Origin of the sequence: uncultured Marinobacter sp. (assembly GCF_947259545.1) — a bacterium.
Taxonomy (GTDB): Bacteria; Pseudomonadota; Gammaproteobacteria; order Pseudomonadales; family Oleiphilaceae; genus Marinobacter.
Genome location: NZ_CAMYMK010000007.1, coordinates 804,381 through 825,949, shown reverse-complemented (window position 1 = coordinate 825,949; position 21,569 = coordinate 804,381). Strand labels below are relative to the sequence as shown.

At 57.0% G+C, this 21,569-nt stretch carries 22 protein-coding genes; 17 read left to right on the top strand and 5 right to left on the bottom strand.

What is annotated here, in order from left to right; all coding sequences use genetic code 11:
• Positions 1-7: 7 nt before the first annotated feature.
• From Q0Y21_RS11545 to arsC, 3 genes are read right to left on the bottom strand one after another with little or no spacing between them, the layout of a single operon-like run.
• On the bottom strand, positions 8-376 hold the full coding sequence (locus Q0Y21_RS11545; protein ID WP_297795296.1) for a DUF2069 domain-containing protein: 369 nt from the start codon (positions 374-376) through the stop codon (positions 8-10).
• A gap of 44 nt (positions 377-420) precedes the next feature.
• On the bottom strand, positions 421-1,023 hold the full coding sequence (wrbA, locus tag Q0Y21_RS11540; protein WP_297795293.1) for an NAD(P)H:quinone oxidoreductase: 603 nt from the start codon (positions 1,021-1,023) through the stop codon (positions 421-423).
• 13 nt (positions 1,024-1,036) lie between these two features.
• On the bottom strand, positions 1,037-1,390 hold the full coding sequence (gene arsC, locus Q0Y21_RS11535) for an arsenate reductase (glutaredoxin) (RefSeq protein ID WP_297795290.1): 354 nt from the start codon (positions 1,388-1,390) through the stop codon (positions 1,037-1,039).
• A gap of 69 nt (positions 1,391-1,459) precedes the next feature.
• Here arsC and Q0Y21_RS11530 point away from each other — a divergent pair, with 69 nt between their 5' ends.
• The 17 genes from Q0Y21_RS11530 to Q0Y21_RS11445 all read left to right on the top strand — a co-directional run bounded on the left by Q0Y21_RS11530 (position 1,460) and on the right by Q0Y21_RS11445 (position 20,143).
• Complete coding sequence (locus tag Q0Y21_RS11530; protein ID WP_297795288.1) at positions 1,460-1,927, top strand: TlpA disulfide reductase family protein; 468 nt, start codon at positions 1,460-1,462, stop codon at positions 1,925-1,927.
• A 44-nt stretch (positions 1,928-1,971) separates the two neighbouring features.
• A complete protein-coding gene (gene dnaE, locus Q0Y21_RS11525) occupies positions 1,972-5,454 on the top strand; it encodes a DNA polymerase III subunit alpha (protein ID WP_297795285.1) in 3,483 nt (1,160 codons plus the stop codon).
• Positions 5,455-5,605: 151 nt separating this feature from the next.
• Positions 5,606-6,559, top strand: coding sequence for an acetyl-CoA carboxylase carboxyl transferase subunit alpha (gene accA / locus Q0Y21_RS11520; RefSeq protein ID WP_297795282.1), 954 nt, complete (start codon positions 5,606-5,608; stop codon positions 6,557-6,559).
• Positions 6,543-7,901 (top strand): tRNA lysidine(34) synthetase TilS, encoded by a 1,359-nt coding sequence (gene tilS, locus Q0Y21_RS11515; protein WP_297795280.1) that lies wholly within the window; start codon positions 6,543-6,545, stop codon positions 7,899-7,901. The genes accA and tilS overlap by 17 nt, the downstream gene beginning before the upstream one ends.
• Positions 7,902-7,988: 87 nt before the next feature.
• Positions 7,989-9,617: a CTP synthase gene (locus Q0Y21_RS11510; protein ID WP_297795277.1), complete on the top strand. Its 1,629-nt coding sequence runs from the start codon at positions 7,989-7,991 to the stop codon at positions 9,615-9,617.
• Between the two features lie 2 nt (positions 9,618-9,619).
• Complete coding sequence (kdsA, locus tag Q0Y21_RS11505) at positions 9,620-10,465, top strand: 3-deoxy-8-phosphooctulonate synthase (protein ID WP_297795276.1); 846 nt, start codon at positions 9,620-9,622, stop codon at positions 10,463-10,465.
• Positions 10,466-10,582: 117 nt separating this feature from the next.
• On the top strand, positions 10,583-11,878 hold the full coding sequence (eno, locus tag Q0Y21_RS11500) for a phosphopyruvate hydratase (RefSeq protein WP_297795273.1): 1,296 nt from the start codon (positions 10,583-10,585) through the stop codon (positions 11,876-11,878).
• Between the two features lie 203 nt (positions 11,879-12,081).
• The gene (locus Q0Y21_RS11495; protein ID WP_297795269.1) at positions 12,082-12,354 is read left to right on the top strand and encodes a septum formation initiator family protein; all 273 of its coding nucleotides are present in this window, start codon (positions 12,082-12,084) and stop codon (positions 12,352-12,354) included.
• 9 nt (positions 12,355-12,363) lie between these two features.
• Entirely contained in the window at positions 12,364-13,065 is a 702-nt protein-coding gene (gene ispD, locus Q0Y21_RS11490; protein WP_297795266.1) for a 2-C-methyl-D-erythritol 4-phosphate cytidylyltransferase, read from the top strand.
• 30 nt (positions 13,066-13,095) lie between these two features.
• A complete protein-coding gene (ispF, locus tag Q0Y21_RS11485; protein ID WP_297795263.1) occupies positions 13,096-13,575 on the top strand; it encodes a 2-C-methyl-D-erythritol 2,4-cyclodiphosphate synthase in 480 nt (159 codons plus the stop codon).
• Positions 13,572-14,672, top strand: coding sequence for a tRNA pseudouridine(13) synthase TruD (locus Q0Y21_RS11480; RefSeq protein ID WP_297795261.1), 1,101 nt, complete (start codon positions 13,572-13,574; stop codon positions 14,670-14,672). Before ispF ends, Q0Y21_RS11480 begins: the two co-directional genes overlap by 4 nt.
• 69 nt (positions 14,673-14,741) lie before the next feature.
• On the top strand, positions 14,742-15,506 hold the full coding sequence (surE, locus tag Q0Y21_RS11475; RefSeq protein WP_297795258.1) for a 5'/3'-nucleotidase SurE: 765 nt from the start codon (positions 14,742-14,744) through the stop codon (positions 15,504-15,506).
• A complete protein-coding gene (locus Q0Y21_RS11470; protein ID WP_297795256.1) occupies positions 15,506-16,162 on the top strand; it encodes a protein-L-isoaspartate(D-aspartate) O-methyltransferase in 657 nt (218 codons plus the stop codon). The genes surE and Q0Y21_RS11470 overlap by 1 nt, the downstream gene beginning before the upstream one ends.
• A gap of 53 nt (positions 16,163-16,215) precedes the next feature.
• Positions 16,216-17,100: a DUF368 domain-containing protein gene (locus tag Q0Y21_RS11465; RefSeq protein WP_297795424.1), complete on the top strand. Its 885-nt coding sequence runs from the start codon at positions 16,216-16,218 to the stop codon at positions 17,098-17,100.
• A 271-nt stretch (positions 17,101-17,371) separates the two neighbouring features.
• Entirely contained in the window at positions 17,372-18,178 is an 807-nt protein-coding gene (locus Q0Y21_RS18485; protein WP_366517680.1) for a peptidoglycan DD-metalloendopeptidase family protein, read from the top strand.
• A gap of 183 nt (positions 18,179-18,361) precedes the next feature.
• A complete protein-coding gene (gene rpoS, locus Q0Y21_RS11450) occupies positions 18,362-19,360 on the top strand; it encodes an RNA polymerase sigma factor RpoS (RefSeq protein ID WP_297795253.1) in 999 nt (332 codons plus the stop codon).
• A gap of 207 nt (positions 19,361-19,567) precedes the next feature.
• Positions 19,568-20,143, top strand: coding sequence for a chalcone isomerase family protein (locus Q0Y21_RS11445; RefSeq protein WP_297795250.1), 576 nt, complete (start codon positions 19,568-19,570; stop codon positions 20,141-20,143).
• A gap of 69 nt (positions 20,144-20,212) precedes the next feature.
• Here Q0Y21_RS11445 and nth read toward each other — a convergent pair whose 3' ends face one another.
• A complete protein-coding gene (nth, locus tag Q0Y21_RS11440; RefSeq protein WP_297795247.1) occupies positions 20,213-20,851 on the bottom strand; it encodes an endonuclease III in 639 nt (212 codons plus the stop codon).
• A 1-nt stretch (position 20,852) separates the two neighbouring features.
• Complete coding sequence (locus Q0Y21_RS11435) at positions 20,853-21,569, bottom strand: electron transport complex subunit E (RefSeq protein WP_297795244.1); 717 nt, start codon at positions 21,567-21,569, stop codon at positions 20,853-20,855.

Below are 21,569 nucleotides of genomic sequence, written 5' to 3'. Positions count from 1 at the left end.
GTCCTGATTATGCGCTTTGAGGCGGAAGCGGCCGATTCACCTTCAGATGTACCATGGCTACGGTGAACAGCAGGAATGTAAGGATCATCAGGATCACCGGGGCGGCGGCTCCTTCGCTAAGCCAGGCTGAGACCACGGCCTGGGTGAAGTAGAAAATCACCACGAACGCTAACCATATGTAGCCCCGATTATGGCCACGAAACACCGGAACCACAAAGGCCAGCAGGGGGAGCAGCTTGACGGCGAGCATGAGCGGGACCGACACTCCCTCGACCTGGGCAGGGTAAAAGGTGGTGATCAGGAGTGTTGCCAGTACCGCAATGTACAGGCCGATGGTCAATCTGGCAGTTACGCGTGCTTTCGGGTTGTGGAGCATGGGTGCTTTCCGTTAATGATCGGGTCAATGTCTGGTGTTCTGTCTCAGCCCAGTTTCTGGGCCAGTGTGCCGAGCCGCTCACCAAAACTTTGGCAGACGGTTTTTTCATGGCTGGTCAGTGGTTGTTGCTCGCCGGTGCCGGCCCAGTGAGAAGGGCCATAGGGCGTCCCCCCGGATGAGGTTTCATTCAGTGCTGACTCTGAATAGGGTACACCACATAACACCATGCCATGGTGCAAAAGAGGCAGCATCATGCTGAGCAGGGTGGCTTCCTGGCCGCCGTGGAGGCTGCCTGTGGAGGTAAACGCTCCGGCGGGTTTGCCGGACAGGGTGCCGTTCAGCCAGAGATCCCCTGTGTTGTCCAAAAAATGCTTGAGCGGCGCCGCCATGTTGCCGAAACGGGTTGGGCTGCCAATGGCCAGGCCGGCGCAGCCACCAAGGTCGTCCTTGCTGGCGTAGGGGGCACCGCTGTCGGGAACCGGAGGCAGGGATGACTCGGTATCCGGAGAAACCGGTGGGACCGTTCGAATGCGAACTTCCATGCCGTTTACCCGCGATACACCGCGGCCAATTTGCGTAGCCATTTCGGCGGTTTGACCGGTTCGGCTGTAGTAGAGCACCAATACATAAGGTTTGTCAGACGACATCAACAGGCTCCGGTCAGAGAATGGCCAGCACGTTTTCCGGTGGACGACCCAGGGCAACCTTTTCGCCATGGATCACGATCGGGCGTTCAATCAGTTTGGGATTGGCCACCATGGCATTGACCAGCGCATCACGATCCAGGTCCGGGCTATCCAGGCCAAGTTCCTTGTACTCCTTTTCCTTGGTGCGCATCAGCTGGCGGGGCTCATAACCAAGCACATCGAGGATGTGTATGAGTTCCTGCTCTGTCGGTGGGGTTTCAAGGTAGCGTATAATCTCCGGCTCAATACCGCGATCAGTAAGCAGTTCAAGGGTTTGTCTGGATTTTGAGCAGCGGGGGTTGTGGAAAATGCGGGTCGGTTCTGTCATCTTCTGGCCTGAGTTTTAAATGGCTTTCCTGAATTTCGGATGCCCCGTAGTCTAACAGGAGGACTCCCCGTGCAGTACCCTGCAAGGTCCCGTTGTCGCACTCTCTTTTCACCCCTGGTCGTGGTGATCTTTTTGTTGGCGCTGTCTGGTTGTGAAAAGGTGGCGTTCGAACAGGCTCAGGGTGAGCCTGTCGACTGGGACAGCCTGCGGGGGCAGTGGGTCCTGGTGAACTACTGGGCTGAGTGGTGCAAGCCCTGTCTGGAAGAGATTCCCGAACTGAACAAGCTGGATCGCAATAGCCGTATCACAGTGCTGGGCGTGAACTTTGACGATATCAAGGGGCAGGCGCTGGTCGATCTGGGCAAATCCATGGGTATCCGCTATACCATGCTGGCGGAAGATCCGGGCCCTGAATTTGGCTGGAAAACCCCGGTGGCACTACCCGCCACTTTTGTGGTGGGACCGGACGGTGAGCTGCGCGAAACCCGTTTTGGCCCCCAGACTGAAGAAGAACTGAGACAACTGACGGGCGGCTGATGCCGACCGCAACTGGAATTCAACAGCAGGAATAGCCTGACGTTATGGCGCAAACCTTTGTACACCTTCGCGTACATTCCGAATACTCCATGGTGGATGGACTGGTGCGGGTTAAACCGCTGGTCAGCCGGGTTGCGGAGCTCGGTATGCCGGCCGTGGGTCTCACCGATCAGTCGAACATGTGCGCGCTTGTGCGCTTCTACAAGGCCGCCACCGGAGCTGGCGTCAAGCCCATTATTGGTGCCGACCTGTGGCTGGAGAATCCTGAGGAGCCGGAAAATCCGTTCCGTCTGACGCTACTGGCCCGTAACAATGACGGTTATCTGCACCTGACGGAAATCATCAGCCAGGGTTACACCGAAGGCCAACGTTTTGGTAAGCCCATCATTCAGCGGGCGTGGCTGGAAGCCCGTTCAGGAGGCCTGATCGCTCTTTCGGGCGGCAAGCTCGGTGACGTGGGCAGGGCGTTGATGGCGGGCAAGCAGGAACTGGCCCGGGAACGGGCCGAATACTGGACGAATCTCTATCCGGATGCCTATTACCTGGAGCTACAGCGCACCGGCCGCGCCGGCGACGAAGACTGCCTTCACCTGAGCGTCGAGCTGGCGGATTCCCTGGAGATCCCGGTGGTGGCCACGAACGATGTTCATTTCCTTCAGACCGAGGATTTCGAAGCCCACGAAGCCCGGGTGTGTATTGGCGAGAGCCGGACTCTGGACGACCCCCGCCGCGACCGCCGGTTCAGTGACCAGCAGTATCTCCGCAGTGCGGATGAAATGATCGACCTGTTTTCCGATATCCCCGAGGCTGTGGAAAACACCGTAGAGATTGCCCGCCGCTGCTCGGTAACCGTGCGCATGGGCGAATACTTTCTGCCGAATTATCCGATCCCGGAAGGGATGACGATGGATGAGTATTTCCGCAAGGTGTCGGAAGACGGCCTTGAGGAGCGGTTGGCGAAGACCCTGAGCAAGGACGACCCCGAGTACGACGCCAAGCGGGAAGCTTATTACAAGCGCCTGAATTTCGAGCTGGACATCATCACCCAGATGGGATTCCCGGGCTACTTCCTCATCGTTATGGACTTTATCAAGTGGGCCAAGAATAACGGTGTGCCGGTGGGTCCGGGGCGGGGTTCCGGCGCCGGCTCCCTGGTGGCCTACGCCCAGCTGATTACCGATCTGGACCCGTTGGAATACGACCTTCTGTTCGAGCGCTTCCTGAACCCGGAGCGGGTATCCATGCCTGACTTTGACGTCGACTTCTGCATGGAAGGGCGGGACCGGGTGATTGCCTACGTTGCGGAAAAGTACGGTCGTGAAGCCGTTTCCCAGATTATTACTTTCGGCACCATGGCCGCGAAGGCGGTGGTGCGTGACGTGGCCCGGGTTCAGGGTAAGTCCTACGGGCTGGCGGACAAACTGTCCAAGATGATTCCGTTCGAGCCGGGAATGACCCTGGAGAAGGCCCTTGAGCAGGAACCCCAGCTGACCGATTTTCTCGAGCAGGACGAGGAAGCCCAGGAAATCTGGGATATGGCCCTGAAGCTGGAAGGTGTGTGCCGGAACGCCGGTAAGCATGCCGGGGGCGTGGTCATTGCACCCACCAAGATCACCGACTTCTCGCCGCTGTATTGCGATGACGAAGGCGGCAGCCTGGTGACCCAGTTCGACAAGGGCGATGTGGAAGACGCCGGTCTGGTGAAGTTCGACTTCCTGGGCCTGCGGACCCTGACTATCATCGACTGGGCCCTGAAAATGATTAACCCGCGCCGTGAAAAGCGCGAATTGTCACCATTGGATATCAACGAGATTCCGCTGGACGACGTGCCGTCTTTCGACATGCTGAAAAAGGCGGAAACCACCGCGGTATTCCAGCTGGAATCCCGCGGTATGAAAGACCTGATCCGGCGTCTGCAGCCGGATTCCCTGGAGGATATGATCGCCCTGGTGGCGCTGTTCCGTCCGGGCCCGCTGCAGTCGGGCATGGTGGACGATTTCATCGACCGGAAGCACGGTCGACAGCCCATGTCCTTCCCGCACCCAGACTATCAGTATGAAGGCCTGAAACCGGTGCTGGAGCCGACTTACGGGGTCATCCTGTATCAGGAGCAGGTCATGCAGATTGCCCAGGTCATGGCCGGGTACACCCTGGGTGGTGCGGACATGCTGCGACGGGCCATGGGTAAGAAAAAGCCCGAGGAAATGGCCAAGCAGAAGCAGATCTTCCTCGATGGCTGTGAGAAAAACAGCATCGACAAGACGCTCGCTGAGAATATCTTCGATCTGGTGGAAAAGTTCGCCGGCTACGGTTTCAACAAATCCCACTCTGCCGCCTACGCGCTGGTGTCCTATCAAACCCTGTGGCTGAAAGCCCATTACCCGGCGGAGTTCATGGCCGCGGTACTCACTGCCGATATGCAGAACACCGACAAGGTCGTGACGCTGGTGGAAGAGTGCCGGAACATGAAGCTGGACCTTCTGGTGCCGGACGTCAGCCGCTCGGAATATACCTTTACTGTTAACGACGAAGGTCAGATCGTTTACGGTCTCGGCGCCATCAAGGGGCTGGGTGAAGGTCCGATCCAGAGCATTGTGGAAGGTCGGGCCGATGGCGAACCCTATCAGGATATCTTTGATTTCTGCCGCCGGGTGGATCCGAAGAAAGTGAATAAACGGGCCATGGAAGCCCTGATCCGCTCTGGTGCCATGGACAAGCTCGGGGCAAGCCGGGCGCAGCTTATGGCGAGTATCGACAAGGCGGTGCAACAGGCCGGGCAGCAGTCACGCAACGACGCCGTGGGCATGATGGACATGTTCGGGGAGACCCTGGAAGCAGGCGGTGACACCGATCCGTATGAGGACGTTGCCAATGTCCGGGAGTGGCCGGAAAAAGAGCGGCTGAAGGGCGAGAAAGATACCCTGGGGCTCTACCTCACCGGACACCCGTTTGATGAATACGAAAAAGAAGTACGCCGGTTCGTGCGTTCGTCCATCTCCGATCTCAAACCCAATAAGTCACCCCAGCGGGTGGCCGGCCTGGTGGTGGCCCAGCGCACCATGAAAACCCGCACGGGGTCCACCATGTGTTTCATCACCCTGGATGATCGCAGTGCCCGTATAGAGGCCACGCTGTTTTCGGAAGCGTTTTTCGAGAACCGCGAACTTCTGCAGTCGGATCAGGTGATTGTGGTGGAAGGTCAGGTCAGCCACGATGATTATTCCGGGCAAATGAAGATGCGTGTCAATTCCGTCATGGACGTTGGGACCGCGCGCCAACAGTTCAGCCGTGGGCTGAAGTTGTCACTGCATGCCGACCAGCTGCAGAACGGGCTGCTGGACAAATTGGGTCACACTCTCGACCCCTTCCGTTGCGAAGGTAGTCCGGTGTGGATCGAGTACAGTAGCGCGGAAGCAAAAACTCGCATTGAGCTGGGAGAAGCGTGGAGAATCCAGCCAGATGACGACCTGTTACTGGAGTTACGCTACCTCGTGGGCGACCAGTCCGTGGAACTGGTCTATGATTGAGAGGCATGCAGCAAGTTTTTCGTTAAATGTTTGTCAGACTGCGGACTCATACCAATGTCCGCTTTAGCCTCGGAGCGGGCACTGCTATCTTTGTCCAAAATTCTGGTTTGACGGGATAAATTTCCGTCCTGCAATCAAATGATGGAACATCATGAACCCTAACTATCTGGATTTCGAACAGCCTATTGCCGACCTGGAAGCGAAAATCGAAGAGCTTCGCATGGTAGGCAATGACACCGACATCAACATCTCCGATGAAATCAACCGGCTGAAAAGCAAAAGCGTCAGCCTGACGGAAAGTATATTTTCCGATCTTCAGCCCTGGGACGTGGCGCGTCTGGCGCGTCATCCCCGCCGCCCCTATACACTCGACTACATCGAAATGATCTTCGATGATTTTGACGAGTTGCATGGCGACCGCCGGTATGCAGATGATCTGTCGATTGTCGGCGGGACAGCCCGTCTGGACGACAAGCCAGTGATGATCATTGGTCATCAGAAGGGTCGGGAAGTGCGTGACAAGGTAAAGCGTAACTTTGGCATGCCGCGTCCAGAGGGATATCGAAAGGCGTTGCGTCTGATGGAGATGGCTGAGCGTTTTAAAATGCCGATCCTGACCTTTATTGATACACCGGGAGCCTATCCCGGTATCGGCGCCGAAGAGCGGGGCCAGAGTGAGGCCATCGCCTTCAACCTGGCGGTGATGTCGCGTCTTAAAACGCCGATTATTTCCACGGTTATTGGCGAGGGCGGCTCCGGTGGTGCGCTGGCCATTGGCGTGTGTGATCAGCTCAATATGTTGCAGTACTCCACCTACGCTGTGATTTCTCCGGAAGGCTGTGCGTCCATTCTATGGAAGAGCGCCGAGTACGCAGCCCAGGCTGCGGAAGCGATGGGAGTGACGGCGGATCGTTTGAAAGACCTCGGGCTGGCTGACAATGTCATCAAGGAGCCTCTGGGCGGCGCTCACCGGAATCCCGAGAAGATGTCCGAGTCGCTGCGTGAGACCCTGAAAAGGGGGGTTGCCGAGCTGAGCCGTCTTCCCGAAGACGAATTGGTGTCCCGCCGTTACGAGCGGCTGACCCGATATGACACCGGGCGGTAAATCCGCCCCGGATCTCTCCTGGCCGGCGGAATTGTGTGAGTCGGTCAGGCACCTTCCCGATGCCTCCTGCGTGTGGGTTGCCCTCAGTGGCGGACTCGATTCGGTCCTTCTTCTCCATCTGGTTTCCCGGTGTTTGGGTCGTGACCGGTCGGTCGCAGCGATCCACGTCAATCATCAGCTCCAGCCCAACGCTGAAGAGACGGAGCGCTTCTGCAGGGACCAGTGTAAAAAGCTGGCGATTCCACTGACCGTCAGGCGTGTGTCCGTCGAGGTTAACGCCACCAAAGAGTCGACGACCGGTGGTGTCGAGGAAGCCGCGCGCCAGGCCCGTTATGATGTATTCGAGAGCATCCTGGAACCTGGTCAGTTGTTGTTGATGGCGCATCATGGTGATGATCAGGCCGAAACCGTGTTGTTCCGTTTGCTGCGGGGTAGTGGCGTGGCTGGCCTTGCGGGCATGCCGTCCAGCCGGGCTCTTGGCAAGGGGCAGTTGCATCGGCCGCTTCTGGCCTTCAGCCGCCAGCAGATTCAGGATTGGGCGCAACAGGCAGGTCTGAGGTGGGTGGAAGACCCCAGCAACAACGATCTTAAATACGACCGTAACTTTCTGCGCCATTCGGTCATGCCTTTGCTCAAGTCCCGCTGGCCATCACTGATCAAGCGGCTCGGGCACAGTGCTGCGGCCTGCCATGACCAGGGGGAGTTGGCAGAGTCCCTGGCACAGATTCATTACGCTTCGGTGGCGGGGGGAGAAGGGCGGCTGCGCGTCACCCAGATGCTGGGTCTCAGTCTTGCCGAGCAGAAAAATCTGGTGCACTGGTGGGTTACCCGGTCGGGGTACCGTTATCCGGCAGTGGCAAACTGGCAGCAGGTACTTGATGAGCTGTTGCTCTCGGCTGCGGACAGGGAGCCTGAGTTCCGTGGTGAAGGATTCTCGCTGCGCCGCTTCCATGGCTGGATTTACCTGGTGCCTGATCAGCCCGAGGACCTGCCGGTGCCGCAATCCCTGGTGCCCGGGCATACGGTTCAGGTTGGTTCCTGGCGGTTCACCCTGAGCGCCACCGTTACCCCAGGCAATGCTCCTCCGACAATACGAATATCTACGAGGCAGGGTGGCGAGCGCATACGAACCCGCCCCGATGGGCCGTCGAAACCACTGAAGAAATGGTTGCAGGAACAGCGGGTGCCACCCTGGGAAAGGGCGCGGATTCCCCTGGTTTTCGAGGGTCAGGAAGGCCACGAGGAACTGGTTGCCGTTGGTGATCTGTGGCTTTCCGGTAAATACTGTGGGGAGGCCCCAGCCGCCGGCTGGCGCATTGTTGTAGAGCGGGAATTTGATTGAGTAAGGTGGGGGTTTCTGGTAGTCTGGCGTCCCATCTTGAGATGACAATCTCCCTCCTTCACCGAACCAGACAATCATGGAATCTGCATGACGCGTTATATTTTCGTCACCGGCGGTGTCGTGTCCTCCTTGGGGAAAGGTATCGCATCCGCTTCACTGGCTGCGATCCTCGAGGCACGCGGCCTGAAGGTCACCATTCTCAAGCTGGACCCGTACATCAACGTGGACCCCGGCACCATGAGCCCGTTTCAGCACGGTGAAGTATTTGTCACCGAAGATGGCGCGGAAACCGACCTCGACCTGGGACACTACGAGCGATTCATTCGTAGCCGCATGAGTCGTCGCAACAATTTCACCACTGGCCGTGTTTATGAAGAGGTGATTCGCAAAGAGCGTCGCGGAGACTATCTGGGCGGAACCGTGCAGGTCATTCCCCATATCACAGACGAAATCAAACGTCGTGTTGTGGAGGGCGCAGCCGGTTATGACGTGGCGCTGATCGAAATTGGCGGGACCGTGGGCGATATCGAGTCCCTGCCGTTCCTGGAAGCCTGCCGTCAGTTGAAGGTGGAAGTCGGCCCGCAGCGGGCGCTGTTCATGCACCTGACACTGGTGCCATACATTGCCACTGCCGGTGAAATCAAGACCAAACCCACCCAGCATTCTGTGAAGGAAATGCGTTCTATCGGCCTGCAGCCGGATATCCTGTTGTGCCGCTCGGAGCATGAGGTCGATGCCAGCTCCCGCCGCAAGATTGCTTTGTTCACCAACGTGGAAGAGCGGGCGGTCATTCCGTTGCAGGACGCCAAGTCCATTTACGCCATTCCCCGCATGCTTTATGAGCATGGGCTCGATCAACTGGTGATTGAACGCTTCAGCCTGGATGCACGGGCCGCTGACCTGAGTGAGTGGGACGCCGTTGTCGAATCCCTGATGAACCCGGAAGACGAAGTGACCATCGCCATGGTCGGCAAGTACATGGAGCTTCTGGAGGCCTACAAGTCGCTGATTGAGTCCTTGTTGCACGCCGGTATCAAGACCCGTACCAAGGTGAAGATCAACTACATTGATTCCGAGGACATCGAGCGTGACGGTACGGGAGCGCTCGATAGTGCTGATGCTATCCTGGTGCCGGGCGGCTTTGGTGAGCGAGGCGTGGAAGGCAAGATTCGTACGGTGCAGTATGCCCGCGAAAACAAGGTGCCTTACCTGGGTATCTGTCTCGGTATGCAGGTGGCCGTTATTGAATATGCCCGCAATGTGGCCGGTCTCAAGGACGCCCACAGTACCGAATTCCGTCAACACACCCCGGAACCGGTGGTTGGCCTGATTACCGAGTGGCTTGATGCCAGCGGCGAGCGTGAGGAGCGCACTGAGGAATCCGATCTGGGTGGCACCATGCGCCTGGGCGCGCAGGACTGTGTGCTGACCGAAGGTTCCACCATTGCCAACTGCTACGGCAAGAAAACCATCCGTGAGCGTCATCGTCACCGTTACGAAGTGAACAACCATTTCCTGCCAAATCTGGAAGGCGCCGGATTGAAGATTTCCGGTCGCTCAACGGATGGTCGTCTGGTGGAAGTTGTTGAGGCTCCGGATCATCCCTGGTTTGTGGCGTGTCAGTTCCACCCGGAATTCACGTCAACGCCCCGTGACGGGCATCCCCTGTTCAAAGGCTTTGTCCAGGCGGCACTGGCGCATAAGAAGGAATCCTGAGCATGGCGCAGAGTACGGTTAACGTCTCCGGAATTGAGGTCGCCAACGATAAGCCGTTCGTGCTGTTTGGTGGCATGAATGTGCTGGAATCCCCTGAGCTGGCCATGGAAGTGGCCGAGGCGTACGTGGAGGCCACTGGCAAGCTGGGTATTCCCTATGTGTTCAAGGCATCCTTCGACAAGGCCAACCGTTCATCCGTGAACTCTTTCCGTGGGCCAGGCCTGGAGAAAGGGTTGCAGATACTGGCGGACATCAAGAGCAAGTTTGGTGTCCCCATTATTTCCGATGTCCATGAGCCGGCACAGGCAGCGCCTGCCGCAGAGGTATGCGACATCATTCAACTGCCCGCCTTCCTGAGCCGCCAGACCGATCTGGTGGTTGCCATGGCAAAGACCGGCGCCGTGATCAACATCAAAAAAGCCCAGTTCCTCGCGCCCCAGGAAATGAAGCACATTATCACCAAGTGCGAAGAGGCCGGTAATGACAGGGTCATCCTGTGCGAGCGCGGTAGCAGTTTTGGTTACAACAACCTGGTAGTCGATATGCTCGGCTTTGGCATCATGAAGTCCATGAATGTCCCGGTGATGTTTGACGTGACGCATTCACTGCAAATGCCGGGTGGGCGAGCTGACTCTGCTGGCGGTCGTCGTGCGCAGGTGACAGACCTGGCGCTGGCGGGCATGTCCCAGGGGCTGGCCGGCCTGTTCCTGGAAGCTCACCCCGACCCGGATCAGGCCAAGTGCGATGGCCCATGTGCCTTGCGCCTGAGTCAGCTCGAGCCGTTCCTGGCGCGGGTGAAGGCCGTTGATGACCTTGTTAAAAGCTTTAAACCTATCGACACCGCCTGATCGGCGGTGTTTGTTTTTGTATTGCTTGGGGGGAGCGAGCAGTCATACCCCCGACTGCTCTTGATCGAACTATAAGTCATAACCTTCTAGACATTGAAAATATGGAGATTCGGACGAATGACCAAAATTGCCAACATCAAAGGCCGTGAAGTACTGGATTCCCGCGGGAACCCCACGGTTGAAGCGGATGTGATTCTTGAAGACGGCACCATTGGCAGTGCCTGTGCGCCCTCCGGAGCGTCCACCGGATCCCGTGAAGCCCTGGAGCTTCGGGACAAGGACGCTAACCGCTATCTGGGTAAAGGCGTACTGAAAGCCGTTGAGGCGGTGAACACCAAAATCCGTGAAGCCCTGATCGGCAAAGATGCATCCGACCAGCGGGCCCTCGATAACGTGATGCTGGAACTGGATGGCACCGAGAACAAAGCCAATCTGGGCGCCAACGCGATTCTTGCGGTGTCTCTGGCTGCGGCCAAGGCAGCTGCGATTTCTCTGGGTAAGCCGCTCTATGAGCACATTGCGGACATCAACGGCACTTCCGGTAAGTTCTCCATGCCGGTACCGATGATGAACATCCTCAACGGTGGCGAACACGCGGACAACAACGTCGATATTCAGGAGTTCATGGTTCAGCCGGTGGCGGCCAAGAGCTTTGCGGAAGCCCTGCGTATCGGTGCCGAGATCTTCCATAGCCTGAAGAAGGTGCTGAAGGCCCAGGGCCTGAACACCGCGGTAGGTGACGAAGGTGGCTTTGCTCCGAACCTGCCATCCAACGAAGCGGCACTGGCGGTGATTCAGGAAGCGGTCGAGAACGCTGGTTACAAATTGGGTTCCGACGTGACCCTGGCCCTGGACTGCGCCTCTTCCGAATTCTACAAGGACGGCCAATATCAGCTGTCCGGTGAGGGCAAGAGCTTTGATTCAGAAGGCTTTGCGGATTACCTGGCGGGCTTGTGTGAGCGGTATCCGATCGTCTCCATCGAAGACGGTATGGACGAGAGCGACTGGGACGGCTGGAAGGTTCTGACCGACAAGCTGGGCAGCAAGGTGCAGTTGGTGGGTGATGACCTGTTCGTAACCAATACCAAAATCCTGAAGCAAGGTATCGACAAGGGCGTTGGCAATTCCATCCTGATCAAGTTCAACCAGATTGGTAGCCTGAGTGAAACCCTCGACGCCATCAAGATGGCTCAGGACGCAGGCTTCACGGCGGTGATTTCCCACCGTTCCGGTGAAACGGAAGATACCACCATTGCCGACCTGGCGGTCGCGACCTGCGCCGGCCAGATCAAGACCGGCTCCCTGTGCCGTTCGGATCGTGTTGCCAAGTACAACCAGCTTCTGCGTATTGAGGAAGCTCTGGATGGTAAGGCACCTTACCGTGGCCTGACCGAGATCAAGGGTCAGGGCTGAAGCCCGACGGAGTTGTTTGTTGCCTGTATTAGCGCTCATTTCAGGTAACAAAATGTTAAGGCCATCGTGTTCCGAATGAAAATTCATTCACGATGGCCTTTCTACACAACCATTTAGCATAATTTGTTGTTAATCTACTCTAAGGTCTATACTCAACACTCGGTGTTGGTTTTTTGTTCGGCTTTCATTAAACGGAATTAGCAATGAAGTTGCTCTGGTCCATCATGGCTGTGCTGATACTCCTGCTGCAGGTACGCCTGTGGGTCGGGGAGGGCAGCTTTGCGCAGGTATGGGCTCTGGAGCAGTCCATTTCCGAGCAGCGTGAAGAGAATGCCGAACTGTCTGCCCGCAACGAACGCCTTTACGCTGAAGTCCGGAACCTGCATAACGAGCAAGGCGCGGTGGAAGAGCGTGCGAGAATGAACCTGGGGCTGATCCGTGACGACGAAACCTTCTTCCTGGTTGTTGAGAACTGATACAAGCCAATGACGAATCCCCGATTCTGGCTGATCGTGCCGGCTGCCGGCATCGGCCAGCGCATGCAGGCTGAGTGCCCCAAGCAGTACCTCCGTATTGATCGCCGCTTTATTCTCGACATTACCCTGTCACGTACCCTCGACTCAGCCCCGTTTGATGGCTGCGTGGTTGCGCTCCACCCGGACGACCGCTGGTGGCCGGATACCGAAGCCAGTGGTGATTCCCGGATTCAGACCTGTCGTGGTGGCTCCGAGCGGGCAGATTCGGTTCTGGCAGCGCTTCGAGCACTGGCCCCACAGGCCGATGCGGATGACTGGGTGCTGGTCCACGATGCTGCCCGACCGTGCCTCCATCGGGATGACCTGGTTCGGTTGATATCCTCGCTGCAGAAGCACGAGGTCGGAGGCCTGCTGGCTTCTCCCGTTGCCGACACCCTCAAGAAGGGCAATAGCGCCACACCCGCGGAAGTACTGGAGACGGTGGACCGGAGTTCCCTGTGGCGAGCCCTGACCCCCCAGATGTTCCGGTATGCCAAACTGGTGTCCGCGCTGGAGTTGGCTGCGGAAAATGCGCAGCCTGTGACGGATGAATCCTCTGCGATGGAATTTTCAGGTAACATGCCGGTACTGGTGGAAGGGCGTCCGGACAATATCAAGGTGACTGTCCCGGCGGATCTCGCCCTGGCGGGATTTATCCTCAGCCAATTCTGAATTTGCCTGCACGGTCTCGGGAAAGTCTCTATGCGTATTGGTCAGGGCTTCGATGTCCACGCCTTCTGCGAAGGCAGCTTTGTTACTCTCGGCGGTGTCCGGATTCCCCACAGTCACGGCCTGAAAGCCCATTCTGACGGTGACGTGCTCCTGCACGCTCTGGCGGATGCGCTTCTGGGGGCGGTGGCACTTGGTGATATCGGACATCTGTTTCCCGATACCAGTGACGAATGGGCCGGAGCCGACAGCCGGGACCTGTTGCGTCGCGTCATGATCCGGATTGGCGAAGAAGGTTTTTCCGTGGTGAATGTCGACACCACGCTCATCGCCCAGGCGCCTAAAATGGCGCCCCACGTGGAAGCCATGCGGTTGAATATTGCTGAAGATCTGGGCATATCTGCCAGCCGGGTCAGTGTGAAAGCCACCACCACCGAAAAGCTGGGCTTTACCGGCCGTGGCGAGGGTATTGCCTGCCAGGCAGTTTGCCTGCTGGAGTCGGCAGCCTCGTGAGTGAAAATACAGGGGGAGCCGGTAACTGGACATTGGATTGGCCCACGTCACGAGGGGATCGGATTGCCCGGGCCGAGTTGAAGCGTACGCCGGAGGACTTTCGGGTTTTTGAAGACCTGGGGTTGCCGGGGTTTCCCGTTGAGGGTTCGTCTGGGGGGAACGTCAACGGTGGCGAGCACCTCTGTCTGTTACTGGAAAAGACCGGTGACAATACCGAGTATGTCGCCCGCCAACTGGCGTTGTTGTCTGGCTGCCGCCATTTCGATGTGAGCTTCTGCGGCCTGAAAGACCGTCACGCCGTAACGCGTCAGTGGTTCAGTATCTATCGCCCGGGTATGGAAGCTGATGACGAAGCCTTCATCGCACAGGTGGTGGATCGTTGGCCTGTTCTGGCGTGGACCCGTTCTGCCCGTAAACTCCGCCGTGGAGACCACCGGGGCAATCACTTCGAGATAACCCTTCGCCGGGTGGCCGGCACCGTAGAAGACATTGATGACGCCTTGTATGAGCTGAGCACGTTGGGAGCCCCGAACTATTTCGGCCCCCAGCGGTTCGGCCATGGCGGCGCCAACCTTGATCGCGCCCTGACCATCGACCCATCGAAACTCAACCGTGGCGGCCGGAAAGGTGGGAAAAAGCGAGGGGGTGGACGTTCGGGCTCTGGCAGTCAGGACAGTAAAAACGTATTGTACTTTTCTGCAGCCCGATCATGGCTGTTCAATGAGGTGCTTGGCCGCCGGGTAGCGGCTGGCAACTGGCGAAAAGTTCTGGATGGGGAGCCGGGATTCAGCCCCGATTCGGACCCGGTTGCAACCGGCCCCCTATGGGGAGATGGCGGTACCGAAGCGGTATCGGAGCAGGGCGCCTTCGAGCGCGAAGTGGTTGCCGAAACCCCCGGGTTGGAAGCGTTGTTTTCGGTCACCAGGATGAAGCCGGAGCGTCGCCCCCTGATTGCCATACCGGGGCAGCTGCATTGGCAGTGGTTGGCAGAGGACATTCTTTCGGTCAGCTTCTGGCTCGCGCCGGGGCAATACGCCACCACAATCCTGGCAGATATTTTTGAATTGCATGAAGGGGCAAAAGACCCCGAACAATAAAGTGTCCGGGCGGACAACCTGCGCTGTCAGGTGTGATGATCCGGTGCGTAAAGGCTAGCGGAGAAAATTGTGCGTATACTGTTATCCAATGATGACGGTGTTCATTCACCGGGGCTCCAGGCTCTCTACGAAGGGCTGGAAGGCCTTGGAGAGCTGGAGGTGGTTGCTCCCGACAGGGATCACAGTGGGGCCAGCAACGCCCTGACACTGAACCGCCCTCTGACGGTGGAGCAGCACCCAAACGGGTTCCGATCCGTGGACGGAACCCCCACGGATTGTGTTCACCTGGCGGTTAATGGCCTGTTCAAGGAGCCGTTTGACCGGGTCGTGTCCGGCATTAACACCCACGCCAATCTGGGCGATGACATCATCTATTCCGGAACGGTCGCGGCGGCGACGGAAGGGCGCAACCTAGGTCTGCCGGCCATTGCTGTGTCCCTTGTCAACGACGGTCATTTTCACTACGACACTGCCGCCAGAGTGGTTCGTCTTCTCCTTGAAGGCCGGAAACCTCTGGCGCTCGGCCCAAGATGCATCCTGAACGTCAATGTTCCGGACGTGCCATGGGAAGACATTGCGGGCATTCGTGTGACCCGACTGGGCCATCGTGACCTGGCAGAGGGCGCCGTCCCCATGACATGCCCACGTGGCAAGGAACGATACTGGATCGGGGCCGCCGGGAAGGGCAGTGATGCTGGGCCAGGCACTGATTTTCATGCCGTTCGAGAGGGTTACGTTTCCATTACCCCAGTCCATGTCGATATGACTCGTCATGAAGCGTTGTCTTCTCTCCGGGAGTGGATTGATGATATGGCGTCGGGGGAGGGACAGTGATGGTTGCGGAGCTTCAGGGTATTGGCATGACCTCCCGCAGGACCCGCATGCGACTGATTCAGCGCCTCAGGGATGCGGGCATCACTGACCAGCGTGTACTGGATGTGATGGCGGACGTACCGCGCCATATTTTTCTGGATGAGGCCCTGTCACACCGGGCCTATGAGGATACTTCCCTGCCAATCGGATACAGCCAGACGCTTTCCCAGCCCTATATCGTCGCGAGGATGACCGAAATCCTGATGCAACATGCGCCCTCGCGAGTGCTGGAGCTGGGCACCGGGTCCGGCTACCAGACCGCGATCCTCGCACGGTTGGTGGATCAGGTGTTCAGTGTGGAACGAATCAAGCCGTTGCAGGACCGGGCTCGGGACCGATTGCGTCAGCTGGAATTACGCAATTCGCTGCTGAAGCACGCCGATGGCGGCATGGGATGGCCGGATAAAGGCCCGTTCGACGGCATCATGCTGACGGCGGCCCCCAAGGAAATTCCCGTCGAACTCCGTGCCCAGCTAGCTGACGGTGGGGTGATCGTTGCACCGATCGGGGAAGAAGAGCAGACACTGGTGAAAATGGTGCGTAACGGCGACAGGTTTGAAACCACTGAAATTGAGGCGGTGAACTTTGTGCCCCTGCTGGGCGGGGTCGTGCGGTGACAGAGGATCTTCGTCAGCATCATCCGTTTGCGGTGTTTATCCGGGGTATCGCTATGGGAGCCGCGGACATTGTACCGGGGGTGTCCGGCGGTACCATTGCATTCATTACCGGCATCTATTTCCGGCTGCTGGAAGCGATTAATTCCATTCCGGAGGCTGTGTTACGTCACTTGTTTCGGGGCGACCTGAAGGGGTTCTGGTTCCGGTGTGACGGTACCTTCCTGATCAGTCTGCTGATTGGAATTCTGGTCAGCATAGCGACGTTGGCTTCGGTCATCAGCTATGGCCTTGAGGCATACCCCATCCTGATCTGGAGCTTCTTTTTCGGGTTGATCATTGCATCGGTCTGGCATGTTGGGCGTCAGGTGCGTGAGCTCTCACCGATTCTACTCGTCCCACTTCTTGCCGGTATCGCTTTTGCCTGGTGGGTGACCACGTTGCCCGCGGGCCAGGTGGACCCTTCCGGCTTGTGGTTCCTGGGGGCCGGTGCGCTGGCAATCTGTGCGATGATCCTGCCGGGTATCTCTGGCAGTTTCATACTGGTGATTATCGGCATGTACGCACCGGTACTGGATGCGATACGAAACATTGAAGCGGGCACCCTGTTACTGTTTGTCCTGGGTTGTATGATCGGACTGCTATCCATCGCGCGGCTGATCACCTGGGCATTTCATCGCTTCCACGACCCTGTGCTGGCGTTATTGACCGGCTTCATGATCGGTGCGCTCAACAAGGTGTGGCCCTGGAAGGAAACGCTGAGCTGGCGTACCAGCAGTTCCGGTGAGCGGGTTCCCCTCAACGAGGTCAGTGTCACTCCCGGCTACTACACCGAACTGACCGGACTGGATTCTCAATGGCCGCTGGCAATAAGCGTAGCCATTCTCGGCTTTGCCGTGGTGTTACTGGTGGAGTGGATGGGCAGCCAAAGCAGGGCATGACTCCCCGGGATTGTTACTTTTTAGTCACCGTTGATGTTTCGCCCGGTAACAGATATGGCGAGGGGGTAACTTGGCATTGAGCATAAAATGTGCAATATATTAGCAAGTTACTCCAAGAACTTTAGAAACTGCCGTATTTTTAATACGGATTTTTTATAATGGGGTTATTCTTATACCTGTGAGATGTTTACCTGGGTTCCCCAAGGCTTATTTTGCAGCATTTCTGCGGTTCCCCTCCGGTACCCCGGTATCCTTATGGTCTGAGAAGTCCATTCACACTCTCTCCTGGCTACCTCTGCTTCTGGCCCTTCTCTTTGTGCCCCCGCTGATCAGTGGCTGCAATACCAACGCGATTTATCAGGACGACCGCTACAATCCTCCGGTTTATTGGGGGCGGCATGTGGTAAAACCCGGGGAAACGCTCTACAGCATAGCCTGGCGGTATGGCCGGGATTACCGTGAACTGGGCAATGCGAATGGCATGAGTGCGCCATGGCATTTGAAAGCCGGCCAGGTTTTACGCCTGGATCTTCGCGGAACTGTCACATCATCGGTGCAGAATAATGGGCGTTCCAGGGCAGCACCGACAAAGCCACCGTCACAACCGGTTAGTACGGCGCCGGCCCGGAAAACCGAGCCCAGGCCGACGGTTTCCCGGGCCCCGGACCGAAAGTCGCCATTGAACACACAGACGCAGACAGTGTCGAATGTCAATTGGCGTTGGCCTCACGTTGGCACCGTAATTGCAGGTTATTCAACATCCGGGAAAGTCAATAAAGGTGTTGATATTGCTGGAAATCCGGGAGATGCTGTGAGGGCTGCTGCGGGTGGTAATGTGGTCTACGCCGGCAGCGGATTGCTTGGATACGGTAATCTGGTTATTGTGAACCATAATGAGCACTATTTGAGTGCTTACGCCCACAACCGGAAGATTCTGGTGCAGGAAGGGGAGGATGTAAAAGCCGGGCAAGTAATTGCAGAGCTTGGAAGCAGCGGTTCGGATCGACCCAAATTGCATTTTGAGATTCGGAAAAATGGCAATCCGGTTGACCCAAGGCACTACTTACCGCCACGCTGAGCAGGGAGCTTGCCAGATCCCGGCACTGACAAGAAAGCCGACAGCAAAGAACAAAAATAATGGTTACGGTAGTAGCCAGCCAATAGCTAAATGTCCTGAACAAGAACGCGAATACAGCAGGTGCTCACAATAATAAGAAGTCGTGAGCGGACAACCAGGATTATTGAGAGGCGGGGCAAAGATATGTCAGCAGAGCAAGAAGAACTCATCATCGACCGTGTAAGTGACGTCGAAGAGGCTGAGGAGCAGCTTCTGGCAGAAGACAAGGTCGAAAAGGAATCTTCTGACACGGAAGTAGCGGAAGTTGAAGATGGTATACCGGCCCAGGGCCGATATTTCACAAGCCAGAAACAACTCGATGCAACCCAGTTGTATCTGAACGAGATTGGTTTCTCCCCACTGCTTACTCCCGAAGAAGAAGTGTATTTCGCCAGACTGGCCCGAAAGGGTGAAGAGTCCGGACGTAAACGTATGATCGAAAGTAACCTGCGGTTAGTGGTAAAAATTGCCCGCAGGTACGTCAATCGGGGCCTGACCCTGCTGGATCTGATTGAGGAGGGTAACCTCGGTTTGATCCGTGCGGTGGAAAAGTTTGATCCTGAGCGTGGGTTTCGGTTCTCTACCTACGCAACCTGGTGGATTCGCCAGACGATTGAGCGGGCCATCATGAACCAGACCCGCACCATCCGGTTGCCCATTCACGTCGTCAAGGAACTTAACCTTTATCTGCGTGCAGCCCGTGAGTTGACCCAGAAGCTGGATCACGAACCTTCAGCGGAAGAAATCGCCCGTATGGTCGATAAGCCCGTGGGTGATGTAAAGCGCATGCTTGGGTTGAATGAGCGGGTGGCTTCCATGGACACCCCAATTGGGGCTGGCGGCGAGAAATCCCTGCTGGACACCGTTGCAGATGAAGGTGCCTCGGATCCCGCCGATCTCCTACAGGACAACAACATGTGTTCCTGTGTCGAGAAATGGATTGATCAACTCAGTGAGAAGCAGCAGGAAGTGCTTTCCCGTCGCTTTGGCTTACGTGGCTATCCCGTCAGTACCCTGGAGGAAGTAGGGCAGGAGATAGGCCTGACCCGCGAGCGTGTACGCCAGATTCAGGTCGAGGCTCTGCGTCGTCTCCGTGAGATTCTGGAGAAGGAAGGTCTGTCTGGCTCATTGCTGTTCATGTAACCCGTAACCATTAGAGCTTTATCATCTTCGAAAGCCGGCCATGGAAAATGGCCGGCTTTTCTGTTTCAGTACGCCCTCAAATGAGAACCAGGTTGCGTAATGGCCCATATCTGCCCTGTTAGAATGGTTTTCCGGGCAGGGATAGGCTGTCGAAACCCGGTATAAAAATAAAATAACTCAATAATGACGACTGAAAAGGAAAGGATGATGAAAAAGGCTCTATCAACAGGTTTGGTGCCATTGGCACTGTCTGCTGCGCTGTCGGCTCCAGCGTCGGCTCTTACGGTGGAAGGCGTGGATGTCCCGGATACCTATTCCGCCATGGACACCGAGCTTACGCTAAACGGTGCCGGCACCCGCTCAAAATGGTTCATGGATCTATACGTGGGCGGGCTGTATGTGCCGGAAAGCATTGATGATGGTCAGGCTGTTATTGATGCCAACGAACCGCAGGCCATTACACTGCATATCATTTCCGACATGATTACCAGTGAGCGTATGACGGAGGCCACCCTGGAAGGCTTCAAAAATGCGAACGATGGGGATCTGTCAGCGATCCAGGGCGATGTGGATCAGTTCATGTCGGTCTTTGAGGAAGAGATCAAGGCGGGGGACGTATTTGATCTCGTCTATCTCCCGTCAGAAGGGGTACGTGTCCTCAAAAATGGGGAAATCCGCGATACTGTGGGTGATCTGGAGTTCAAGAAGGCGCTGTTTGGCATCTGGTTGTCCAATAAGCCTGCCCAGAAAGACCTGAAAGCCAGCATGCTGGGCCTACGTTAATCCACCAGGGTAGTTCAGCCGCCGGGCGCTTTGTCCTGGCGGCTGCCCATCACTCCCGTGACTTGCCCGCTACAGGTAATCCCGCTTCAGTTTGAACTCGCACAGATCCTCAATGGGACAGGCCCCACACTTGGGCTTTCTCGCGGTACAAATGTAACGGCCGTGAAGAATCAGCCAATGGTGGGCATCCAGAAGAAACTCCTTGGGCACCAGGCGCATTAAACGCTTTTCCACTTCCAGAACGTTCTTCCCCGGAGCGATACCGGTTCGGTTGGATACCCGGAAAATGTGAGTATCGACGGCCATGGCTGGTTGGCCAAATGCGGTATTGAGCACTACATTCGCTGTTTTTCGGCCAACCCCGGGGAGGGCTTCCAGATCCTCACGATTATCGGGCACCTCGCCCCCGTGTTTTTCCAGCAGGATCCGGCAAGTCTTGATGACATTCTCCGCCTTGCTGTTAAACAGGCCGATGGTCTTGATGTATTCCTTCAGGCCATCGACACCCAGGGCGAGGATGGTGGCAGGCGTATTGGCAACCGGAAACAGCTTGTCGGTGGCCTTGTTGACCCCGACATCGGTAGCCTGGGCGGACAGTATCACGGCGACCAGCAGCTCAAAGGGCGTCGAGTAGTTCAGCTCGGTCGTAGGGTTGGGATTGTTGTCCCGCAGGCGAGTGAAAATCTCAATTCGCTTTTCACGGTTCATATCAGGAAACCTGCCCCGTGACCCGCACCCGCTTGCTGCCACTGGTGACCGGCTCGGTGACCCTGGCGCTGCGGCGCTCCTTGATCTGATTATCGATGCTGTTCTTGAGGGCAATCAACAGGCCGAGCCCGACGAATGCCCCCGGTGGCAGCACCATGAACAGCATATCCGGATAATTTTCCAGGGGCCGTATGCCCCAGTCTGCGGCCATGGGACCGAGCAGCAAATCCATATCGGTAAACAGGGTGCCCTGGCCAATCAGTTCACGCATGGCGCCAAGAACGATCAATACGGCAAGGAAGCCCAATCCCATCATGACACCGTCCAGCAACGCTGGAACCGGCGTGTTCTTTGACGCGAAAGCATCGGCACGGCCGAGGATGGCGCAGTTGGTGACGATCAGCGGGATAAAAATGCCGAGAATCTGGTACAGCTCGTAAGTGAAAGCCTGCATCAGTAATTCGGCACAGGTGACAAAGGAGGCGATGATCATCACGAACGCGGGCAGGCGCACGGATTCGCTGACGAAGTTCCGGATAAGGGAGACTGCCAGGTTTGATCCCATCAATACCATAAGGGTCGCCAGCCCCAGTCCGATGGCATTAACCACGGTGCTGGTGACTGCCAGCAAGGGGCACAGTCCGAGTACCTGGACCAGGGCGGGGTTGTTGGTCCAAAGGCCTTCACGAACGATTTCCGAGTTGGTCTTGGTTGCCAT